The sequence below is a fragment of the Pedobacter lithocola genome (assembly GCF_042650845.1).
Taxonomy (GTDB): domain Bacteria; phylum Bacteroidota; class Bacteroidia; order Sphingobacteriales; family Sphingobacteriaceae; genus Pedobacter; species Pedobacter lithocola.
The window spans coordinates 327,440-344,485 of the sequence record NZ_JBHSBW010000013.1; the positions used below are offsets into that span (position 1 = coordinate 327,440).

Sequence of the window (17,046 nt, forward strand, 5' to 3'; positions counted from 1 at the left end):
AGAAGGTTGATGTTGTCAGGATTTTATCAACAAAAATTCTAAAATAATGGCATGGATACTGTATGTTTAAGATTGATATTTAGAGTAAGTACATTTTAATTATCGATGAAATTATAGAAGATTTGCAACCATTATTCGTAAATATTCGTCTATAGCTATAAATAATTTTTGAATGCAGATGAAGAGACTACTTGCTATAATTTTTGTTTTGGTTTTATCGCTTGATTTGAGTGCACAAAAAAAAATAACTGCGCAAGACAGCATTAAAATATTTTATGATAAGCTTTTCTCAACCTTAAAAAGCGGATACATACACAAGGAAAACATCAATTGGAAATTAATTGAATCGCAAACTGAGCAAGATTTAAAGCAATACAATACTTTTCAAAACTCCTTGCTTGAAATTAAAAAACTTTTCGACAAAATAGGTGCAACGCACTGCAATGTATATTACAAGCAGAATAAATATTCTGCCACAGGAAAAACTATTTCAAAAGAGGATTATAGTGAGCAGTGGAAAAAGAAATATGATACCAAACCAGCATTTGAGGTAAAAGTAATAAATGATAAATATGGTTACATACTAATTCCAGCTATGTTATCATTTGACTTGAGCGCTAAGAATATCCATAATATAGCGCAGCCATTGTACAACAAAATAGCTGCTTTGAAAACTGAAAACCATATTGAAGGCTGGATTATTGACTTAAGATTTAATAGTGGTGGTAATTCTTGGCCAATGTTACTTGCGCTTTATGATTTTTTAGGAAACAATGAAATTGGTGGCTCACTTAACGGAGATAAAAAACAAGAAAGTAAGCTTAGATTAGATAAAGGAAAATTAATTGAAAAATCAAATATGATATCTTTTGTTAATCCCATTGGGGAGTTATTAGATAAAAAAAGAGTGAGTGTTATAACCGGAATGTTTACGGCAAGTTCTGGGGAAGTTGTTGCATTGGCATTTAAAGGCAGACCAAATACTAAGTTTATTGGAGAAAGTACATACGGCGCAACAACGGGGAATATAGCCTGTAAATTGCCCTTTAATATTACAATGGCGCTAACAACCTCGTTTGATAGTGATAGAAATGGAAATTATTATGAGAAGATTCTACCCGACATTCGAATATTCAAGCAAGATAACTTTGATGATATACGACTCGATAAAAATATTCAGCAGGCAATAGAATTTATAGATAACAAAGAATAAAACATTAAAATCTAGAACTATTAAAAATGCTCCTGACTTACCAATTCGCTAACATCGTAACCTTTAAGTCTGCATCTTTCTATTATATGCACCAATAAATCTGCTTCCATTTTTGGTTCACGGGCCATAATAAAAAGATATTCTTTATCAGGATGACCAACAACAACATAGCTATAATCATCTGCCAGTTCAATAATCCAGTAACCAATTTTAAATGGCCATAAAAATTGAGCTTTCATATCTCCATCCGCCTTTTCATCTTCAAAAAACAGCTTAGATGTAATTGATTTTTCTTCGTCCTTACCTTCTTTGCGATAAGTAGTTAAAACATCGAAATGGTCATCCTCTGTTAAAGTATATGTTTCTGTGGTTTGTCTCCAATTTTTATCCATTAAAGTTGGTATTGAATATAAAGAATACCATTTTCCTTCAAAAGCCTTTAAGTCGATATTTGAAATAGGTTTATTTTCCATTGTAATTGATTTTGAAATTGTTGGTATTAATTGTGTTCTTGGCTCACCAGTTTATCAACATCGTATCCATTCTTTCTGCACCTTTCGATTATGGCAGTCATTAAGTTTTTTTCCATAACAGGCTTTCTACTCATGATGAATAAATACTTCTTATCCTGATGTCCGATAACTACATAACTGTAATCTTCTGGCAGTTCGAGCACTAGGTAGCTGATTTTAAATGGCCACAAAAATTGCGCTTTCATATCGCCATCAGGCTTATCGGCATAAAAGAATAATTTAGATTTTATAGACTGCTCTTTCGGATTTCCAATTTTATAGTATGTTGTAAAAACATCAAAGTGATTATCCTTTAAGGTATAATTTTCGATTGTTTTGCGCCACTTCTTGTCTAAAGCCGTAGGAATGCTGGTTAGCGAATACCATTTTCCCTGAAATTTTTTAAAATCAATTTTATCAATAGGCTTGTTATCCATATTAGCAACGTTAGAATGATTTTTAAAGGATGTTAAAACTGAAATTGACAAGAAAAGCGTTAACACGTATAGAAAAGTAATTTTTCTCGATTTCATAATTTTATTTCAAATATTAACAGTTCGGTAATTATAAAGTTTTGAAAAGGGTTTTTTAACCCTATATTTATTTTTAACTTCGATATAATTAACGAACAGCAAAACCAAAAATAAGAAAATATGAAAGTAACGGTTGTAGGTGCAGGCGCAGTTGGCGCAACATGCGCAGATAATATTGCCCGTAAAGAATTAGCAAATGAACTTGTTCTGTTAGATATTAAAGAAGGCTTTGCCGAAGGTAAAGCAATTGATATGATGCAAACGGCTACCCTTTTGGGTTTTGATACTAAAATTACTGGCGTAACAAACGATTACAGCAAAACTGCAGGTTCTGATGTGGTAGTGATTACATCTGGTTTACCTCGTAAGCCGGGGATGACGAGAGAAGAATTAATCGGAATAAATGCAGGTATTGTTAAAGGTGTTGCCGAAAACATTTTAAAATACTCGCCCGAAACCATTATAATCGTTATCAGTAATCCGATGGATACGATGACATATTTAGCCTTAAAATCTTTAGGCTTACCTAAAAACCGAATTATAGGTATGGGTGGAACTTTAGACAGTTCACGATTTAAGTTCTATTTATCGCAAGCGTTAGATTGCAACCCGAGTGATTTGCAAGGTTTTGTTATTGGTGGCCACGGCGATACTACTATGATTCCGTTAACACGTTTGGCTACATACCAAAGTTTACCGGTTAGCAATTTATTAGATAAAGCTACGCTTGATAAAGTAGCTGCAGATACTATGGTTGGTGGTGCAACATTAACAGGTTTAATTGGTACTTCTGCATGGTATGCTCCTGGAGCAGCTGGCGCAGCACTTGTTGAAGCAATTATACGTGATGAGAAAAAATTATTTACCTGCTGTGTATCATTGGAAGGCGAATACGGTCAGCAAGATATTTGCTTAGGTGTTCCGGTAATTATTGGTCGTAACGGCTGGGAAAAAATTATCGATTTTAAATTAACCGACGATGAGCAAGCTGCATTTAATAAAAGTGCTGATGCGGTGAGGAATATGAATAGCGTATTGGCAGATATGAAATTGGTGTAATATATTTAATCACTTTGAGCACCAATAATAAATTTAACCACCTAAGTTACCTAAGAAAAACCTCATAATATCAAATAATAGAAGTAATATAACACTCGAAACTATGGTGTTTTAGGTGGTAAAAAAAGAATGAAATCAATTAATATTCCATTAAAACTTATAAACTTACAAGACGATGGTTTCCACCTTTTGGTGGAAATTGTTGTTTTTAAGCAAAAGCATTTCGTTGTCTTAGATACCGGAGCATCACGAAGTGTATTCGATAAATGATTGATAGAGCAGCATCTTTCCGAAACTTTACACGTATCGGACGAGATAAATGCGGCTACACTTTTCACTACAACAACAACCATTCAAGCTACCATTCCAGAGGTTAAAATAGGTTCGCTAAAAATTAAGAATTACGAAACTGTGGCTTTTGATTTGCAATCGGTTACAGATACTTACCAGCAATTTGGACACCCACCAATTTCGGGCATTATTGGTGGCGATATTTTAATGAAGTACAACGCCGTAATTAATTATGATAAATTAAATCTTAAATTATATAAGTAAATGTAATTGAAATCAAACCAATTAACATTTTGATATAAAGAGGTTTCTGTTTAAGTTTAAATAACCAAACAAATTTAATATGAGAATCTTAAAAACTTTATTAGGAATTATCGTGGTACTGGCTATCATAATCCTTGTAGGCGGAATGTTCTTGCCGAAAACCTATTCTGTATCCAGGTCATCAATAATCAATGCTCCTGATAGCGTTATTTACAAAAATATTGCTGATTTTAATGAATTTTATAAATGGAATCCTTGGGCCAAAATGGAACCAACTGCTAAAGTATCATTCGCTGGCACACCAGAACAGCCAGAACATTTATACGCTTGGGTAGGAAAAGAAACTGGTTCAGGACAAATGAAAATCATAAAAGTTGAACTCAACAAACAGGTTGATATCGATTTATTGTTTAAAGAACCTTTTGAAAGCCAAGCAGATACAAAATTTGACATAAAGCCGGAAGGAAATGGCAACAAAGTTACCTGGACAATGAGCGGCGAAAATAACTTAATTAGCAAATGGATGTGCCTTATTATGGGCGGCATGGATAAAATGATTGGAAAAGATTTTGAAAGCGGTTTAGCCAGTTTGAAAGCAAAATCCGAAAAGGAAATTTAATCTGTACAATAACTTAAATACAAAGCTTCTTAATAAATTAAAGAAGCGTTTTTGTTTGGATTGATTGATAAACAAACAATTATGTAAGCATTGCGTTAAAAAACAGTTAATTTTAGTTTTCTTAAATTAAAATTTTGAATTACCCTATTTTTTAAATTATTTGCCATCAGATGAATTTACTGCTTGTAGAAGATGAACCAAATGTAGTTTCGGTGGTTTCGAGAGGTTTAACGGACGAAGGTTTTACCGTTAGCATAGCACCTGATGGATTAATTGGCAAACAGATGGCATTAGAAAATCACTTTGATTTAATTATGCTAGATATTATGTTGCCAGGAATTAATGGGCTTGAACTTTGCAAGATAATTAAAGAGCAAAAGCCAAACACGCCGATTATAATGCTAACTGCCTTGGGCACTACCGAAAACATTGTTAACGGATTAGATAACGGAGCAGATGATTACCTTATTAAACCCTTTAAATTTGCAGAACTTTTTGCCAGAATAAGAACGCTGTTAAGGCGATACGGCGGAATAGTTTCGCTCGATCAAATTATAACCATCGCCGATTTACAGATTAATGTTAGCGCCAAAACGGTTAAACGCAATGAGAAGGAAATTGTATTAACAGCTACAGAATATCGGTTATTAGAGTATATGGCGAAAAATAAATCAAAAATTCTTTCGCGAATTGATATTTTAGAAAGTGTTTGGGATATTGATTTTAATCTTGGCACTAATGTAGTTGACGTTTACGTAAATTATCTTCGTAAAAAGATAGATAAAAATTCAGAGCATAAGCTTATCCATACAGCCGTTGGTTTAGGCTACGTTTTAAAGGAAAGATAATGGAAATTGCGAAAAAAATCACCTTACTCTTTGCCATATTATCTGCAGTAATTATTTCTTTATTAAGTGGCTTTGTTTGGTATTTTTCTAACGATTTCGCTTTCGAAGATTTTTACAAGCGTTTAGAGGCGAGGGTAAATATCGCAGCTCAAATCAAACTTTATGAAGATGATAATAATGATGTTTATGCAAAAATGCGTAATCAGTATTTGGAACGATTGCCCGCAGAAAGAGAATACATCATCGAAGCCGGAAAACCCGACATAAAAGTTGATAGAGTTTTACCACGAAGTTTTTATGATAGAATAAACGCAGGTTTTACAGCACGTTACCGGGTAGATAACCACTTCTATGCTGGAAAATATTTTAAAAATCCGCAAAAAGGCTACATTGTTATTGTTTCAGCAAATGACCCCGTTGGTTTTCGTGAATTAAAGGATTTACAAAAAATTCTCATCATAGGTTTCTTTCTTTCGGTCATTTTATCCTTTATAGTTGGATGGAAGTTTTCGAATTACATGCTTATGCCATTAAGAAACGTGATAAAAAGCGTTAAAAAAATAAAGGCCGAAAATTTACACATGCGTTTAGAAGTTAAAGAAGGAAGTGATGAAATGTCGCAACTGGCTCAAACCTTTAATAACATGCTTAATCGCTTAGAAACTGCTTTCGAAACTCAAAATAATTTTATAAGCAATGCTTCGCATGAATTAAGAACGCCACTAACCATTATTAGCGGTGAGGTAGAATTGGCTATGAAAGCCAAAGATGATTCGGAAAAGCAACACTATGCTTTATTAAAAATTAAAGATGAATCTGAGCGATTAAATACCATATTAACCAGTTTATTAGGTTTGGCGCAATCTGGCTTTAACGGCAAAAACCAACCGTGGGAAATGGTTAGAATGGATGAACTACTATGGGAAATAAAAGACGCCGTAAATCAGGTCCATCCTAATAGTAAAATTGAGATTGATTTTAGCACCTTACCAGATGACGAAGACCTGATTACGCTTAGGATTAATAAAAACTTAATCAAGCTGGCGATTACAAATATAGTAAGTAACGCATGTAAATATTCTGATTATAAACCTGTTAACATAACACTAGAAAGTAAAACCAATTTATTATCTATAGCCGTAACAGATCAAGGTATTGGCATACCAGACTCAGACATTCAGCATATTTTTGAACCTTTCTATCGTGCATCGAATACCAATAAATTTAAAGGATACGGCGTTGGTTTACCGTTATCACTAAACATCATCCGGTTACATAGAGGAAGTATCGCTATAAAATCAAAAGAAGGAATTGGTACAGAAATAAAAATTATTTTGCCTATTAAAGGGTAGTGGTGTTTTAGATGGTTAGTTTGTTTTTTGGTTGGTTAGTTTGTTAGGTTATAGTGTAAAACTTCTCATCTTCTATCATCCATTTTCCATCAACCATCTTCCGTCATCCATCTTCCCTCCTTTTAAAATTCTAATCTAATTTTAATCTCGCTCTTATTTCGCTATAATATCATCGGCTTAAACTTGTATAAATAATTAATCAATTTATCTATACAACATAATGGCTATGAAAACAGTATTAATTCCTACCGACTTCAATTTAGAAAGTACCAAAGTAATCGATGCTCTGGTTCAAAATCTAGCTGGCGAAAAATTAAATCTGATATTTGTTCATGCATTTAAACTTTCAGATTCTATTACCGATATGCTTATGCTTAGTCGCCGAAGCCGCGATTATGAAAACGTAAGCGATGAGTTTTACGCACTTTTAAATGAATATAAAACTAAATATCAAAGCAATATTAACACTATTGGTATAGAATATTTTTATGGTAGCACTGTTGCCGCCTTCAAAAACTTTTTAGAAGCCTTTGATGTAAATGCAATTGCCTTTCTAAAAGATTACAAATTTACCCCAATCAATAAATACAGCATCGACCCTAAATATTTGGGAGAGCGTTCTGGCTGCAAGGTGCTTAACTTAAATGTTATGACCGTTCATCCTTCAGAAAATCTCATCGAGACAAAAATTTACGAAGCTGAAATGCAAGAAGTAAATGCGTAATTAATATATCCTCTAAAATCAAATATCATGCTATTACGAAATAATGTTCCGCTCACCTATATATTCGGAAAAATCAAAAAAGAGTTGCTTTTTGTAATTGCATATTCAGTAGGTATTGTAATTCTATATCAGAATTTTCATGTTACGCGGATATCAATTCCTGTCGCTGTACCAGCTTTATTAGGAACAATTATATCCCTTTTACTCGCTTTCCGTTCCAATCAAGCTTATGATAGATGGTGGGAAGCAAGAATTTTATGGGGAGCAATAGTTAACGATTCCAGGTCAATCGCTCGCCAAATTTTATCTTTTGTAGATAATCCATACAATCAAAACGATATTGAGCAATTTAAAGCACACTTTATTAAACGCCAAATTGCATGGTGTTTTGCATTAAGTCAAGCTTTAAGAGGTTTTAGCCCAAGAAAAGGATTAGAAGAATACCTAACCGCCGAAGACATGGCTTTTATTAAAAACCGTAAAAACGTAACTACAACTTTGTTAGAATTACATGGAATGGATTTAAAGAAAGCGTTGCAAGAAGGTTGGATTAATAAATACCAACAGATAGAAATTGATAAAACAATATCTGCACTCTGTAACCACATGGGAGGCTCCGAACGTATTAAAAACACGGTTTTCCCGGTAACTTACAGCAAATACATTAGCATGTCTATTCACTTATTTATTGTTTTATTGCCTTTTGGTTTAATAGAATACTTTGGATATATGGAAGTGCCATTAGTTGTTGCAATAGCTGCATTTTTCTTACTTGTAGAAAAAATGGCTGTTCATTTACAAGATCCCTTTGAAAACAAACCAACGGATACCCCAACAACAACCATTTGCAGAACAATAGAAAGGGATTTATGCCAAATGTTGGATGATAATAAATTATATGAAGATAAGCCTCAAACGGAATTGGCCCCAGTTGGGTCTTATTATATTTTATAAATAAAGGTCTTTGATTTTTAGTAGATACCTGCTTTTGCAGGTGGTTAGTTAATCCATAAATCTGCTACCTGGATAGATTGTAGATTTTGGAAGTTTGATAGTTGACTTTAATAATTATCAATTTTAAAATAAAAAACCTCTGCAAGTTTTAACTTGACAGAGGTTTTTATTTTTATTCGCTTTCAGCTTTAATCTTTTAGCTTTTACCTTAAATTAAGCATCGATTTTTGCATATTTAGCATTACGCTCAATAAATTCTCTACGTGGTGCAACTTCATCGCCCATTAGCATAGAAAAAGTATGGTCGCATTCTGCAGCACTTTCTATAGTAGCTTGTAAAAGTGTACGCGTAGCAGGATTCAAAGTGGTATCCCAAAGTTGTTCCGCATTCATCTCACCTAAACCTTTATATCGTTGAATGTGAACGCTATCTTCTTTACCATTACCTTTAATTCTTTGTACAGCCGCATCGCGTTGTGTGTCATTCCAGCAATATTCAAACTCCTTACCTTTTTTAACTTGATAAAGAGGTGGAGATGCAATGTAAACATAACCAGCTTCAATTAAAGCCCGCATGTAACGGTAGAAAAATGTCAAAATCAAGGTTGTTATGTGACTACCATCAATATCAGCATCCGTCATGATTACGATTTTGTGGTAACGTAACTTCGTCATGTTCAAAGCCTTATCATCTTCTGGAGTACCTATGCTTACACCAATTGCCGTAAACATATTTTTAATCTCGTCGTTTTCGTAAATCTTGTGCTCCATGGCCTTTTCAACGTTCAAAATCTTACCTTTTAAAGGTAAAATCGCTTGAATATTTCTATCACGACCTTGCTTAGCTGTTCCACCCGCAGAATCTCCCTCTACTAAATAAATTTCACATTTTACAGGATCGCTATCAGCACAATCGGCAAGCTTACCAGGTAAACCCGAACCACCCATAACACTTTTACGTTGAACCATTTCGCGTGCTTTACGAGCAGCAGCACGAGCAGTAGCAGCTAAAATAACTTTGTTAACAATCATTTTTGCTTCTTTTGGATTTTCTTCCAAATAAGCTCCTAATGCCTCACCAACAGCAATATCAACCGCACCCATTACCTCGGTATTACCCAATTTGGTTTTGGTTTGACCTTCAAATTGCGGCTCTTGCACCTTTACAGAAACAACAGCGGTTAAACCTTCTCTAAAGTCATCACCGGTAATTTCCATCTTCAGGTTTTTTAACAAACCTGATTTATCAGCATAACTTTTTAAAGTACGTGTTAAACCTCTACGGAAACCCGCAATGTGCGTTCCACCTTCATGCGTATTAATGTTGTTTACGTAAGAGTGAACGTTTTCTGAGTAACTATCGTTGTATTGAAAAGCCAATTCAACCGGTACACCATTTTTAATTCCATCGATATAAATTGGTTCTGGCAAGAAAGACGCACGGGTTCCATCTAAAAATGTAACAAACTCTTTTAAACCACCTTCTGATTGAAAAACTTCAGAAAGAAAACTACCGTCTTCCAAAGTTTCGCGCTCATCTGTTAAAGTTAATTTAATTCCCTTATTTAAAAAAGCCAATTCACGTAAGCGACTAGCCAATGTATCGTACTTATATTCAGTTGTTTGTGTAAATATTGTAGCATCCGGACTAAAAGTTACAATTGTACCTCTTTTATCGGTTACACCAGTTTCCTTCACATCATATAAAGGCTTACCAATGTTGTATTCCTGCATCCAAATTTTACCTTCACGGTGTACTTCGGCTTTTAAATGTGTAGATAATGCGTTTACGCAACTTACCCCAACACCGTGTAAACCACCCGAAACCTTATAGGTATCTTTATCAAACTTACCGCCTGCGTGTAAAACCGTCATTACGATTTCTAATGCAGATTTATTCTCTTTAGTGTTAATTCCAGTCGGAATACCACGACCATTATCTTCAACTCTGATTGAGTTTCCTTCTAAAATTCTTACATCGATTGTATCTGCATGACCAGCCAAAGCCTCATCAATAGAGTTATCTACAACCTCGTAAACCAAATGGTGCAAACCTTTAACACCAGTATCACCTATATACATCGAAGGGCGCTTACGCACCGCTTCCAAACCTTCTAAAACCTGTATATTATCTGCCGAATAATTTGACTTTAAATCTTGTTCTTCGCTCATATTTTATTTAAACATAATAAGAATCAAAAATACGGAAATTTCAGCAATAAAACTAATATGTGGATAAGTTTTGGAACCAACACTAACTAAGCATAAATAGCCTTCATGGCAGTTTAAATGATGTTTTGGAAAGCAAAACCTGTGTTTTAATTAGATGTTACTCCCGCTTTCCATTACAAGGCCCGATGAAGAATCGGGCGCTTTTCATTTCAATCGGGTTTAAATAATAAAATCTTCCGCTTTTAGGTTAATTCCGCTCCCTGCAACTGCGGATTTTAGCATGGGCTGCTGCGCCACCTAAACCCGACAAAAGCGAACACGTAGCATCAGCCTTCGGCTGAAATGCGAAGTAAAGCGGCTAGCGGGAATACCGTTAAAATAAACTACAGTATCTGCTTTTCAAATAATATATAAGTGTAAACCTTCGTTAACTTAAACTGTAAACAATTACTATATAAAAGTTTATGCCCTAAAAGTATTTATTGCATACTTAATTATCATTTTTATCTTTGCTGAAATTTATTAAATAATAATGGAAAGAAGAACCTTCAAAACCTTTGGTTTATTTGCTACTGCAGCTTTAATTACTGCTTTTTCTGCATGCCAAAACAAAGACGCTAAAACAACTGAAACTAAAAAAACAGATAGTACCGCAGCTGTTTCTGCTGATGAAAAAATCGTATTTGTAAATTCGGATTCGTTATTAACTAAATACGACTACTATAAAGACTTAAAAGTTAAGTTTGAAAGTAAATCGAAAAGTGCACAAGCAGATATGCAAGCTAAAACTCAGGCATTTCAAAGAGAAGTAGCTCAATATCAACAAACTGCAGGCTCATTAGCGGCCGATGTTCGTAAATCTACTGAAGAGCGTTTGGGTCGTAAACAACAAGAGTTACAAACGTATCAGCAAAATGCAGGTGGTGCTTTACAAAATGAGCAAGCTGCAGAAAATGAAAAATTATACGATAAGGTTGCTACTTATTTAAAAGGATATGCGAAAGAGAAAGGCTATAAGATGGTTTTAACTTACTCTAAAGGTAATAGTGCAATTTTATTTGCTGATGAAAGTTTAGATGTTACATCTGAAGTAATTAAAGGCTTAAACGCAGATTACACTAAAAAATAGGAATCTTCAAAATCACATAATAGAAATGCCCTGAACAATCGGGGCATTTTTTTTGTTTAAAATTTAGGATGGAAAACATTGAACAACATAAAGAGTTTATGCAGATAGCGGTTAAGCTATCTATACAAAATGTAAGTGAGCATATTGGCGGTCCGTTTGGTGCCGTAATTGCAAAAGATGGGAAAATTATTGCTCAATCGGCAAATAAGGTAACCACAACCAACGACCCAACTGCACATGCAGAAATTTCTGCAATAAGATTAGCCTGCGAAGAACTCAATACCTTTGATTTGAATGGTTGTATCATTTATACCAGTTGTGAGCCTTGCCCAATGTGCTTGGGAGCAATTTATTGGTCGAGAATTAAGACAATTTATTACGCAAATACTAAAGCAGATGCAGCACATATTGGCTTTGATGATAAATTAATTTATGAGGAATTAGAAAAGCCAATGGAACAGCGAACGCTCCCAATTGTACAACTAATGAGAGATGAAGCCATGGAAGCATTTAAACTTTGGGAACAATCGCCAATGCGAATTGAATATTAGTTTTAAACGCTTTGAAACAAAAGTTCTGTATCAAAATCTAACTATAAAAAAACGGCATGACTTATAATCAAAAGATAACCAACGAATTGGAATTCTGGAAGTATAAAACCCTAAAAAAGCCATCTCTTTTTAATAAAGTTACAGATAAGGTTCAAAAGAAAATTAACAGTTATATTCCCGATAAAATACATGATGGAATAACTGCAGCAATAAAGCAAATGGTAAAGGCTGTACTTTTTGGTTCAACTTTTACTACATCAAAACCTGTAGCTGATTTAACCTTAATGCACCGTGAAGCATTAATTAAACAGAAAATAGATAGCTATAAAAAAACAGGAGCCGCCGAAGGTGGAATTACTGGTGCAGGCGGTTTTTTAATGAGTCTTGCTGATTTCCCTTTGCTGCTTGGCATTAAAATGAAAATGCTCTTTGATATTGCTGCTGTATATGGCTATGATGTTAAGGATTATCGCGAACGTTTATTTATCCTACACATATTCCAATTGGCATTTTCGAGCAAAGAAGAAAGTAAAAATATTTTTTTAAAGATGGAAAACTGGGATAATACTGCTCATTTATTGCCTACCAATATCAATGAATTTGACTGGTTAACTTTTCAACAGCAATATCGCGATTATATTGACTTGGCAAAGCTTGCCCAAATGTTACCATTTGTTGGTGCAGCTGTGGGTGCTATTGCCAATTATAAGCTAATAGAACGATTGGGAAAAACAGCTATGATGAGTTACAGAATGAGGCATTTCAATTTACAATATGGAGTTATTAATATGCAAACTAAAGAAATTCATCAGCTAAGAACTGAAGATTGAAGTCGAGAATTGAAAACTAAAACTAAAAACTGCATTAATCGTCATCATCTTCAAATAAACCACCAATTAAATCATCAGTTTCCCTTCTATCCTTTTTGGTTGGTCTGCCTGTTCCCCTATCCCGCTTTAAATTTGGTGCATGAAATGCAGATTTAAAAGCATGTGTTTCTTCTATCGGTGTTAAATCTTTATACTTGGTTAAAGCCGTTGGCGAATCAGTTCTATTAAAAGAAAATTCTACCACTTCAATTATTTTTTTCTCAATACCTTTTGATACCGAATAAACATCACCGATTTTTACAATTGCGGATGGTTTTATATTTTGACCTTTTAATTTAACCCTACCTGCCTTGCAGGCATCGGTTGCTAAACTTCTGGTTTTAAAAAGCCTTATTGCCCACAAATATTTATCTATCCTAAGTTTTTCTATCTCTGCCATTTGTGGTTTATTCGTTATTTGATTGATTGTGCTTAGCTAAAGTGTAAATTGTTCTATTTTCTTAAAAAAATTCAAAAAACTAAAAATCAAAGTTAAGCAACCAAAACTCAAAAAACCAAACACCTAAAAAACTAAAAAACCGAAAATTTTAAGTTATTTTGCGTAAAATTTAAAAAGAAAATGTATTCAGATTTAAAGAAATTAATTGAAGCCGCTTGGGAAGATAGAACCCTTTTACAATATAGCAACTATTGCGAAGCCATCGAAGCCGTAATTATGGGATTAGATAAAGGTGAAATTCGTGTTGCTGAACCTGTTTTAAACTCTTGGGGCATTAATGAGTGGGTAAAAAAAGCTGTAATATTATATTTTCCGATTCGTGAGATGAAAGAAATTAAAAGCGGCCCTTTTGTTTACCACGATAAAATGGATTTAAAAACCGACTATAAAACAACTGGTGTACGTGTTGTACCAATGGCAAGTGCTCGTTATGGTTCATTTTTAGCTAAAGGTGTAATTATGATGCCATCATACGTAAATATTGGTGCTTATGTTGATGAGGGTACGATGGTAGATACCTGGGCGACTGTAGGCTCATGTGCGCAAATTGGTAAACGTGTACATTTAAGTGGTGGTGTTGGCATTGGCGGTGTTTTAGAACCGGTTCAGGCTGCTCCTGTTATTATTGAAGATGATTGTTTTTTAGGCTCTAGAGCAATTGTTGTTGAAGGCGTTAAATTAGAAAAAGAAGTGGTTTTAGGTGCGAATGTTGTGTTAACAGCATCTACCAAAATTATTGATGTAACCGGACCAACACCTGTAGAATATAAAGGTATTGTGCCTGCTCGTTCTGTTGTAATTCCTGGTAGCTATACTAAAAAATTCCCTGCCGGAGATTTTCAAGTTCCATGCGCATTAATCATTGGCAAACGTAAAGAAAGTACAGATAAAAAAACTTCACTTAACGATGCGTTGAGAGAAAATAATGTAGCAGTATAAATGATTTAAGGTATAGGGTTTGGGGTTTAAGGCAACACCCAAAGCCTTAAACCTTTTACCTTAAACCTTTCACCTTTATGAAAATCGGTTTCGATGGAAAACGTGCTGCAAACAATTTAACAGGTTTGGGCAATTATAGCCGCTCTTTGATAGACGCTTTGGCTAAGGATTTTCCCGAAAATGAATATTTGGTTTACTCGCCAAAAGTAAAATTTGCTAAGCAAATTGATTCTTTTTTTTCAAATGAAAAAATCACCTTAAAACTTCCTCAAAATGGAAGCTTTTTATGGAGAAGCTTAAATATTTTAAAAGATTTAGTTAAAGATGAAGTGCAGCTTTTTCATGGATTAAGTTATGAAATTCCTTTCGCCATCCAACACACCAGAATTAAAACTGTTGTCACCATTCACGATTTAATCTTTCTTCGCTATCCGCAATATTATAAATATATCGATAGAAAAATTTACGATTGGAAAAGCAAATCTGCTTGTAACCGAGCTGATAAAATTATTGCAATAAGTGAGAAAACTAAAGCAGACATTATCGAATTTTACGGTGTTGGAGCCGATAAAATTGATGTGATTTATCAAAGCTGCGATGATGGTTTTAAAAAACCTTTTGATACAGCAACCTTAAGTAGAATTAAAGCCAAGTATAAACTTCCTGATAAATTCATTCTTAATGTAGGTACGATTGAAGAAAGAAAAAATGTGAAACTAATTATTCAGGCATTAAAAGATGTTGCTGAGGATTATATATTGGTTGTAATAGGAAAAAAAACAAGTTATTTTAAAATTGTTGAAAACGAAATTGAAAAATTACAGCTACAAAAAAGAATAATTTTTCTTGAAAATATACCTTTTGCAGATTTGCCAGGAATTTATCAAATGGCAAGTTTATTCGTTTACCCGTCATTTTATGAAGGTTTCGGAATTCCTATTATTGAGGCTTTATATTCTGGGATTCCTACAATAGCAGCTACCGGTTCATGTTTAGAAGAAGCCGGCGGACCTAATGGCATTTATATAAATCCAAACAATAAGGATGAATTGGCTATAGCTATAAATAGAGTTCTTTCATCAACTAATTTACAGAATGAGATGAAAACAAAAGGGCTGGAATTCGTTCAGAAATTCAACAGCCCTTTATTAACTCAACAATTAATTAGTTGTTATAAAAGTATTTTAGCTTAAATTTATTTAGTAGCCATTGTTTTGGTTGGGTATTGAGCTAAGATTTCTTTTACTCCAGTATTTAACCGTTCTTCTCTTTTGTTAAAGCTATCTAAGTTAAAACCAGAACCTTGACCATGCCAGAATAATATTTTCTTAGCTGGATCCAGGAAATCGATAATAATTGTTCCTTCAATGTATTGATTAGCAAAGGTTGAGCCTCCCCAGCCCCAGCCTCCCCAACCACCTCGCCAGCCCCAGCCGCCGCCCCAACCCCAGCCACCGTAATAGCCAGGACCATAAAAATCTGTTCTTTCTCGGGCAACAACTACTAAATTAACAAGTAAATCCGGACTGGTAGATTTGGTGAAACCTTTGGCATTCATTTGAGTTTCTACTGCTGCCATTAACCTTCTTTTATCAAGATTGTTCAGCTTAACCTTCGCTATCCCCTTATCATAAAAATTATAAGTTTTATAGCTGCTTAAATCAATGTCCTTATCAAAATCGGATGCGGTGCGGAGTGATGAACACCCTGCTAATGCAATTACTACCGTAACTAGCATTAATAATTTTTGGAATGTTTTCATTTACAATGTGTTTTGTGTTTAATAACCTAAATAAAAATACCTATAATAAATTTGAAAGTGAAATAAAGTAATCATTTTTACACTAAGATAGTTAATCTTAAACGCTTGTAAAATGCCTTTGTTTTATGTCAAATGTTAAATATTAGAGCCATTAGGAGATTTAACATATTGTTTTAAAAACTACCTTTGTGCTATGCTTATAGATGAAATTAATAAGGCTTTAGAAACACTCAAATCGGGAGGAGTTATCTTATACCCTACCGACACTATTTGGGGATTAGGATGTGATGCAACAAACCCAGATGCGGTAGATAAAATACTTAAGATCAAAAACCGACCAAAAGAGAAAAGTGTAATAATTCTTTTAGATAATGATAACAAAATTCAAAGCTACATTAATGAAGTTCCAGAAGTGGCTTATGATTTAATTGAATATGCAGAAAATCCACTTACCATTATATTTTCTGGCGCAAAAAACTTAGCAGCTAATGTAATTAATGAAGATGGTAGCGTTGGAATTAGAGTTGTAAAACATGATTTCTGTACTGCACTTATTCAAAGATTCCGTAAACCAATCGTTTCTACCTCAGCCAATTTAAGCGGCGAACCATCACCTAAAAACTTTGATGATGTAAGTGCTTCAATTACAAAAGCTGTTGATTATATCGTAGATTTTGAGCAGGAAGACCGTACATTGAGAAAACCATCAACGATAATGAAACTTGCACCTGGTGGACAGTTTGAGTTCATTCGTAAGTAATTTTGCTATTTTTGCATCTCACTTTTTTCGATATT

General features: G+C 34.1%; 19 protein-coding genes. 14 read left to right on the forward strand and 5 right to left on the reverse strand.

Annotation, left to right across the window (positions count from 1 at the left end; translation table 11 throughout):
* The first annotated feature begins 178 nt into the window (after positions 1-178).
* On the forward strand, positions 179-1,213 hold the full coding sequence (locus tag ACFOWA_RS15410) for a S41 family peptidase (RefSeq protein ID WP_378986681.1): 1,035 nt from the start codon (positions 179-181) through the stop codon (positions 1,211-1,213).
* 20 nt (positions 1,214-1,233) lie between these two features.
* Here the strand turns inward: ACFOWA_RS15410 and ACFOWA_RS15415 are convergent, their stop codons facing one another.
* Together ACFOWA_RS15415 and ACFOWA_RS15420 are read right to left on the reverse strand one after the other, a co-directional pair.
* Positions 1,234-1,686, reverse strand: a complete 453-nt coding sequence (locus tag ACFOWA_RS15415; RefSeq protein WP_378986683.1) for a lipocalin family protein — start codon at positions 1,684-1,686, stop codon at positions 1,234-1,236.
* Between the two features lie 26 nt (positions 1,687-1,712).
* The gene (locus tag ACFOWA_RS15420) at positions 1,713-2,258 is read right to left on the reverse strand and encodes a lipocalin family protein (RefSeq protein WP_378986685.1); all 546 of its coding nucleotides are present in this window, start codon (positions 2,256-2,258) and stop codon (positions 1,713-1,715) included.
* A 120-nt stretch (positions 2,259-2,378) separates the two neighbouring features.
* Here ACFOWA_RS15420 and mdh point away from each other — a divergent pair, with 120 nt between their 5' ends.
* The 7 genes from mdh to ACFOWA_RS15455 all read left to right on the forward strand — a co-directional run bounded on the left by mdh (position 2,379) and on the right by ACFOWA_RS15455 (position 8,369).
* Entirely contained in the window at positions 2,379-3,317 is a 939-nt protein-coding gene (mdh, locus tag ACFOWA_RS15425) for a malate dehydrogenase (RefSeq protein ID WP_378986687.1), read from the forward strand.
* A gap of 270 nt (positions 3,318-3,587) precedes the next feature.
* Positions 3,588-3,872: a hypothetical protein gene (locus ACFOWA_RS15430; protein ID WP_378986689.1), complete on the forward strand. Its 285-nt coding sequence runs from the start codon at positions 3,588-3,590 to the stop codon at positions 3,870-3,872.
* 79 nt (positions 3,873-3,951) lie between these two features.
* The gene (locus ACFOWA_RS15435; RefSeq protein ID WP_378986691.1) at positions 3,952-4,491 is read left to right on the forward strand and encodes an SRPBCC family protein; all 540 of its coding nucleotides are present in this window, start codon (positions 3,952-3,954) and stop codon (positions 4,489-4,491) included.
* A 170-nt stretch (positions 4,492-4,661) separates the two neighbouring features.
* Entirely contained in the window at positions 4,662-5,339 is a 678-nt protein-coding gene (locus tag ACFOWA_RS15440) for a response regulator transcription factor (RefSeq protein ID WP_378986693.1), read from the forward strand.
* Positions 5,339-6,691 carry a HAMP domain-containing sensor histidine kinase gene (locus ACFOWA_RS15445; RefSeq protein WP_378986695.1) on the forward strand — a complete coding sequence of 451 codons (1,353 nt, stop codon included), beginning with the start codon at positions 5,339-5,341 and terminating at the stop codon, positions 6,689-6,691. The genes ACFOWA_RS15440 and ACFOWA_RS15445 overlap by 1 nt, the downstream gene beginning before the upstream one ends.
* Positions 6,692-6,917: 226 nt before the next feature.
* Positions 6,918-7,415, forward strand: a complete 498-nt coding sequence (locus tag ACFOWA_RS15450) for a hypothetical protein (protein WP_378986697.1) — start codon at positions 6,918-6,920, stop codon at positions 7,413-7,415.
* 27 nt (positions 7,416-7,442) lie between these two features.
* On the forward strand, positions 7,443-8,369 hold the full coding sequence (locus tag ACFOWA_RS15455; RefSeq protein ID WP_378986699.1) for a bestrophin family protein: 927 nt from the start codon (positions 7,443-7,445) through the stop codon (positions 8,367-8,369).
* A 213-nt stretch (positions 8,370-8,582) separates the two neighbouring features.
* Here the strand turns inward: ACFOWA_RS15455 and gyrB are convergent, their stop codons facing one another.
* Positions 8,583-10,541: a DNA topoisomerase (ATP-hydrolyzing) subunit B gene (gene gyrB / locus ACFOWA_RS15460; protein ID WP_378986701.1), complete on the reverse strand. Its 1,959-nt coding sequence runs from the start codon at positions 10,539-10,541 to the stop codon at positions 8,583-8,585.
* Between the two features lie 532 nt (positions 10,542-11,073).
* Here gyrB and ACFOWA_RS15465 point away from each other — a divergent pair.
* The 3 genes from ACFOWA_RS15465 (at position 11,074) to ACFOWA_RS15475 (ending at position 13,051) form a co-directional block, all read left to right on the forward strand.
* Entirely contained in the window at positions 11,074-11,670 is a 597-nt protein-coding gene (locus ACFOWA_RS15465; protein WP_378986703.1) for an OmpH family outer membrane protein, read from the forward strand.
* Positions 11,671-11,738: 68 nt separating this feature from the next.
* Complete coding sequence (locus tag ACFOWA_RS15470; RefSeq protein WP_378986705.1) at positions 11,739-12,221, forward strand: nucleoside deaminase; 483 nt, start codon at positions 11,739-11,741, stop codon at positions 12,219-12,221.
* Between the two features lie 56 nt (positions 12,222-12,277).
* Positions 12,278-13,051 (forward strand): EcsC family protein, encoded by a 774-nt coding sequence (locus tag ACFOWA_RS15475; RefSeq protein ID WP_378986707.1) that lies wholly within the window; start codon positions 12,278-12,280, stop codon positions 13,049-13,051.
* A 34-nt stretch (positions 13,052-13,085) separates the two neighbouring features.
* Here the strand turns inward: ACFOWA_RS15475 and ACFOWA_RS15480 are convergent, their stop codons facing one another.
* On the reverse strand, positions 13,086-13,490 hold the full coding sequence (locus ACFOWA_RS15480; RefSeq protein WP_378986709.1) for an RNA-binding S4 domain-containing protein: 405 nt from the start codon (positions 13,488-13,490) through the stop codon (positions 13,086-13,088).
* 180 nt (positions 13,491-13,670) lie between these two features.
* Here ACFOWA_RS15480 and ACFOWA_RS15485 point away from each other — a divergent pair, with 180 nt between their 5' ends.
* Both ACFOWA_RS15485 and ACFOWA_RS15490 read left to right on the forward strand, forming a co-directional pair.
* Positions 13,671-14,489 carry a 2,3,4,5-tetrahydropyridine-2,6-dicarboxylate N-succinyltransferase gene (locus tag ACFOWA_RS15485; RefSeq protein ID WP_378986711.1) on the forward strand — a complete coding sequence of 273 codons (819 nt, stop codon included), beginning with the start codon at positions 13,671-13,673 and terminating at the stop codon, positions 14,487-14,489.
* 77 nt (positions 14,490-14,566) lie between these two features.
* A complete protein-coding gene (locus ACFOWA_RS15490; protein WP_378986713.1) occupies positions 14,567-15,682 on the forward strand; it encodes a glycosyltransferase family 4 protein in 1,116 nt (371 codons plus the stop codon).
* A gap of 2 nt (positions 15,683-15,684) precedes the next feature.
* Here the strand turns inward: ACFOWA_RS15490 and ACFOWA_RS15495 are convergent, their stop codons facing one another.
* Positions 15,685-16,251 (reverse strand): DUF4136 domain-containing protein, encoded by a 567-nt coding sequence (locus tag ACFOWA_RS15495; protein WP_378986715.1) that lies wholly within the window; start codon positions 16,249-16,251, stop codon positions 15,685-15,687.
* A 193-nt stretch (positions 16,252-16,444) separates the two neighbouring features.
* Here ACFOWA_RS15495 and ACFOWA_RS15500 point away from each other — a divergent pair, with 193 nt between their 5' ends.
* Positions 16,445-17,011: an L-threonylcarbamoyladenylate synthase gene (locus tag ACFOWA_RS15500; RefSeq protein WP_378986717.1), complete on the forward strand. Its 567-nt coding sequence runs from the start codon at positions 16,445-16,447 to the stop codon at positions 17,009-17,011.
* Positions 17,012-17,046 lie beyond the last annotated feature (35 nt).

Bases quoted from the DNA above. Each gene is read 5' to 3' on its own strand.
- ACFOWA_RS15410 (WP_378986681.1), top strand. From the start codon at position 179: ATGAAGAGACTACTTGCTATAATTTTTGTTTTGGTTTTATCGCTTGAT.
- ACFOWA_RS15415 (WP_378986683.1), bottom strand. From the start codon at position 1,686: ATGGAAAATAAACCTATTTCAAATATCGACTTAAAGGCTTTTGAAGGA.
- ACFOWA_RS15420 (WP_378986685.1), bottom strand. From the start codon at position 2,258: ATGAAATCGAGAAAAATTACTTTTCTATACGTGTTAACGCTTTTCTTG.
- mdh (WP_378986687.1), top strand. From the start codon at position 2,379: ATGAAAGTAACGGTTGTAGGTGCAGGCGCAGTTGGCGCAACATGCGCA.
- ACFOWA_RS15435 (WP_378986691.1), top strand. From the start codon at position 3,952: ATGAGAATCTTAAAAACTTTATTAGGAATTATCGTGGTACTGGCTATC.
- ACFOWA_RS15440 (WP_378986693.1), top strand. From the start codon at position 4,662: ATGAATTTACTGCTTGTAGAAGATGAACCAAATGTAGTTTCGGTGGTT.
- ACFOWA_RS15445 (WP_378986695.1), top strand. From the start codon at position 5,339: ATGGAAATTGCGAAAAAAATCACCTTACTCTTTGCCATATTATCTGCA.
- ACFOWA_RS15450 (WP_378986697.1), top strand. From the start codon at position 6,918: ATGAAAACAGTATTAATTCCTACCGACTTCAATTTAGAAAGTACCAAA.
- ACFOWA_RS15455 (WP_378986699.1), top strand. From the start codon at position 7,443: ATGCTATTACGAAATAATGTTCCGCTCACCTATATATTCGGAAAAATC.
- gyrB (WP_378986701.1), bottom strand. From the start codon at position 10,541: ATGAGCGAAGAACAAGATTTAAAGTCAAATTATTCGGCAGATAATATA.
- ACFOWA_RS15465 (WP_378986703.1), top strand. From the start codon at position 11,074: ATGGAAAGAAGAACCTTCAAAACCTTTGGTTTATTTGCTACTGCAGCT.
- ACFOWA_RS15470 (WP_378986705.1), top strand. From the start codon at position 11,739: ATGGAAAACATTGAACAACATAAAGAGTTTATGCAGATAGCGGTTAAG.
- ACFOWA_RS15475 (WP_378986707.1), top strand. From the start codon at position 12,278: ATGACTTATAATCAAAAGATAACCAACGAATTGGAATTCTGGAAGTAT.
- ACFOWA_RS15480 (WP_378986709.1), bottom strand. From the start codon at position 13,490: ATGGCAGAGATAGAAAAACTTAGGATAGATAAATATTTGTGGGCAATA.
- ACFOWA_RS15485 (WP_378986711.1), top strand. From the start codon at position 13,671: ATGTATTCAGATTTAAAGAAATTAATTGAAGCCGCTTGGGAAGATAGA.
- ACFOWA_RS15490 (WP_378986713.1), top strand. From the start codon at position 14,567: ATGAAAATCGGTTTCGATGGAAAACGTGCTGCAAACAATTTAACAGGT.
- ACFOWA_RS15495 (WP_378986715.1), bottom strand. From the start codon at position 16,251: ATGAAAACATTCCAAAAATTATTAATGCTAGTTACGGTAGTAATTGCA.
- ACFOWA_RS15500 (WP_378986717.1), top strand. From the start codon at position 16,445: ATGCTTATAGATGAAATTAATAAGGCTTTAGAAACACTCAAATCGGGA.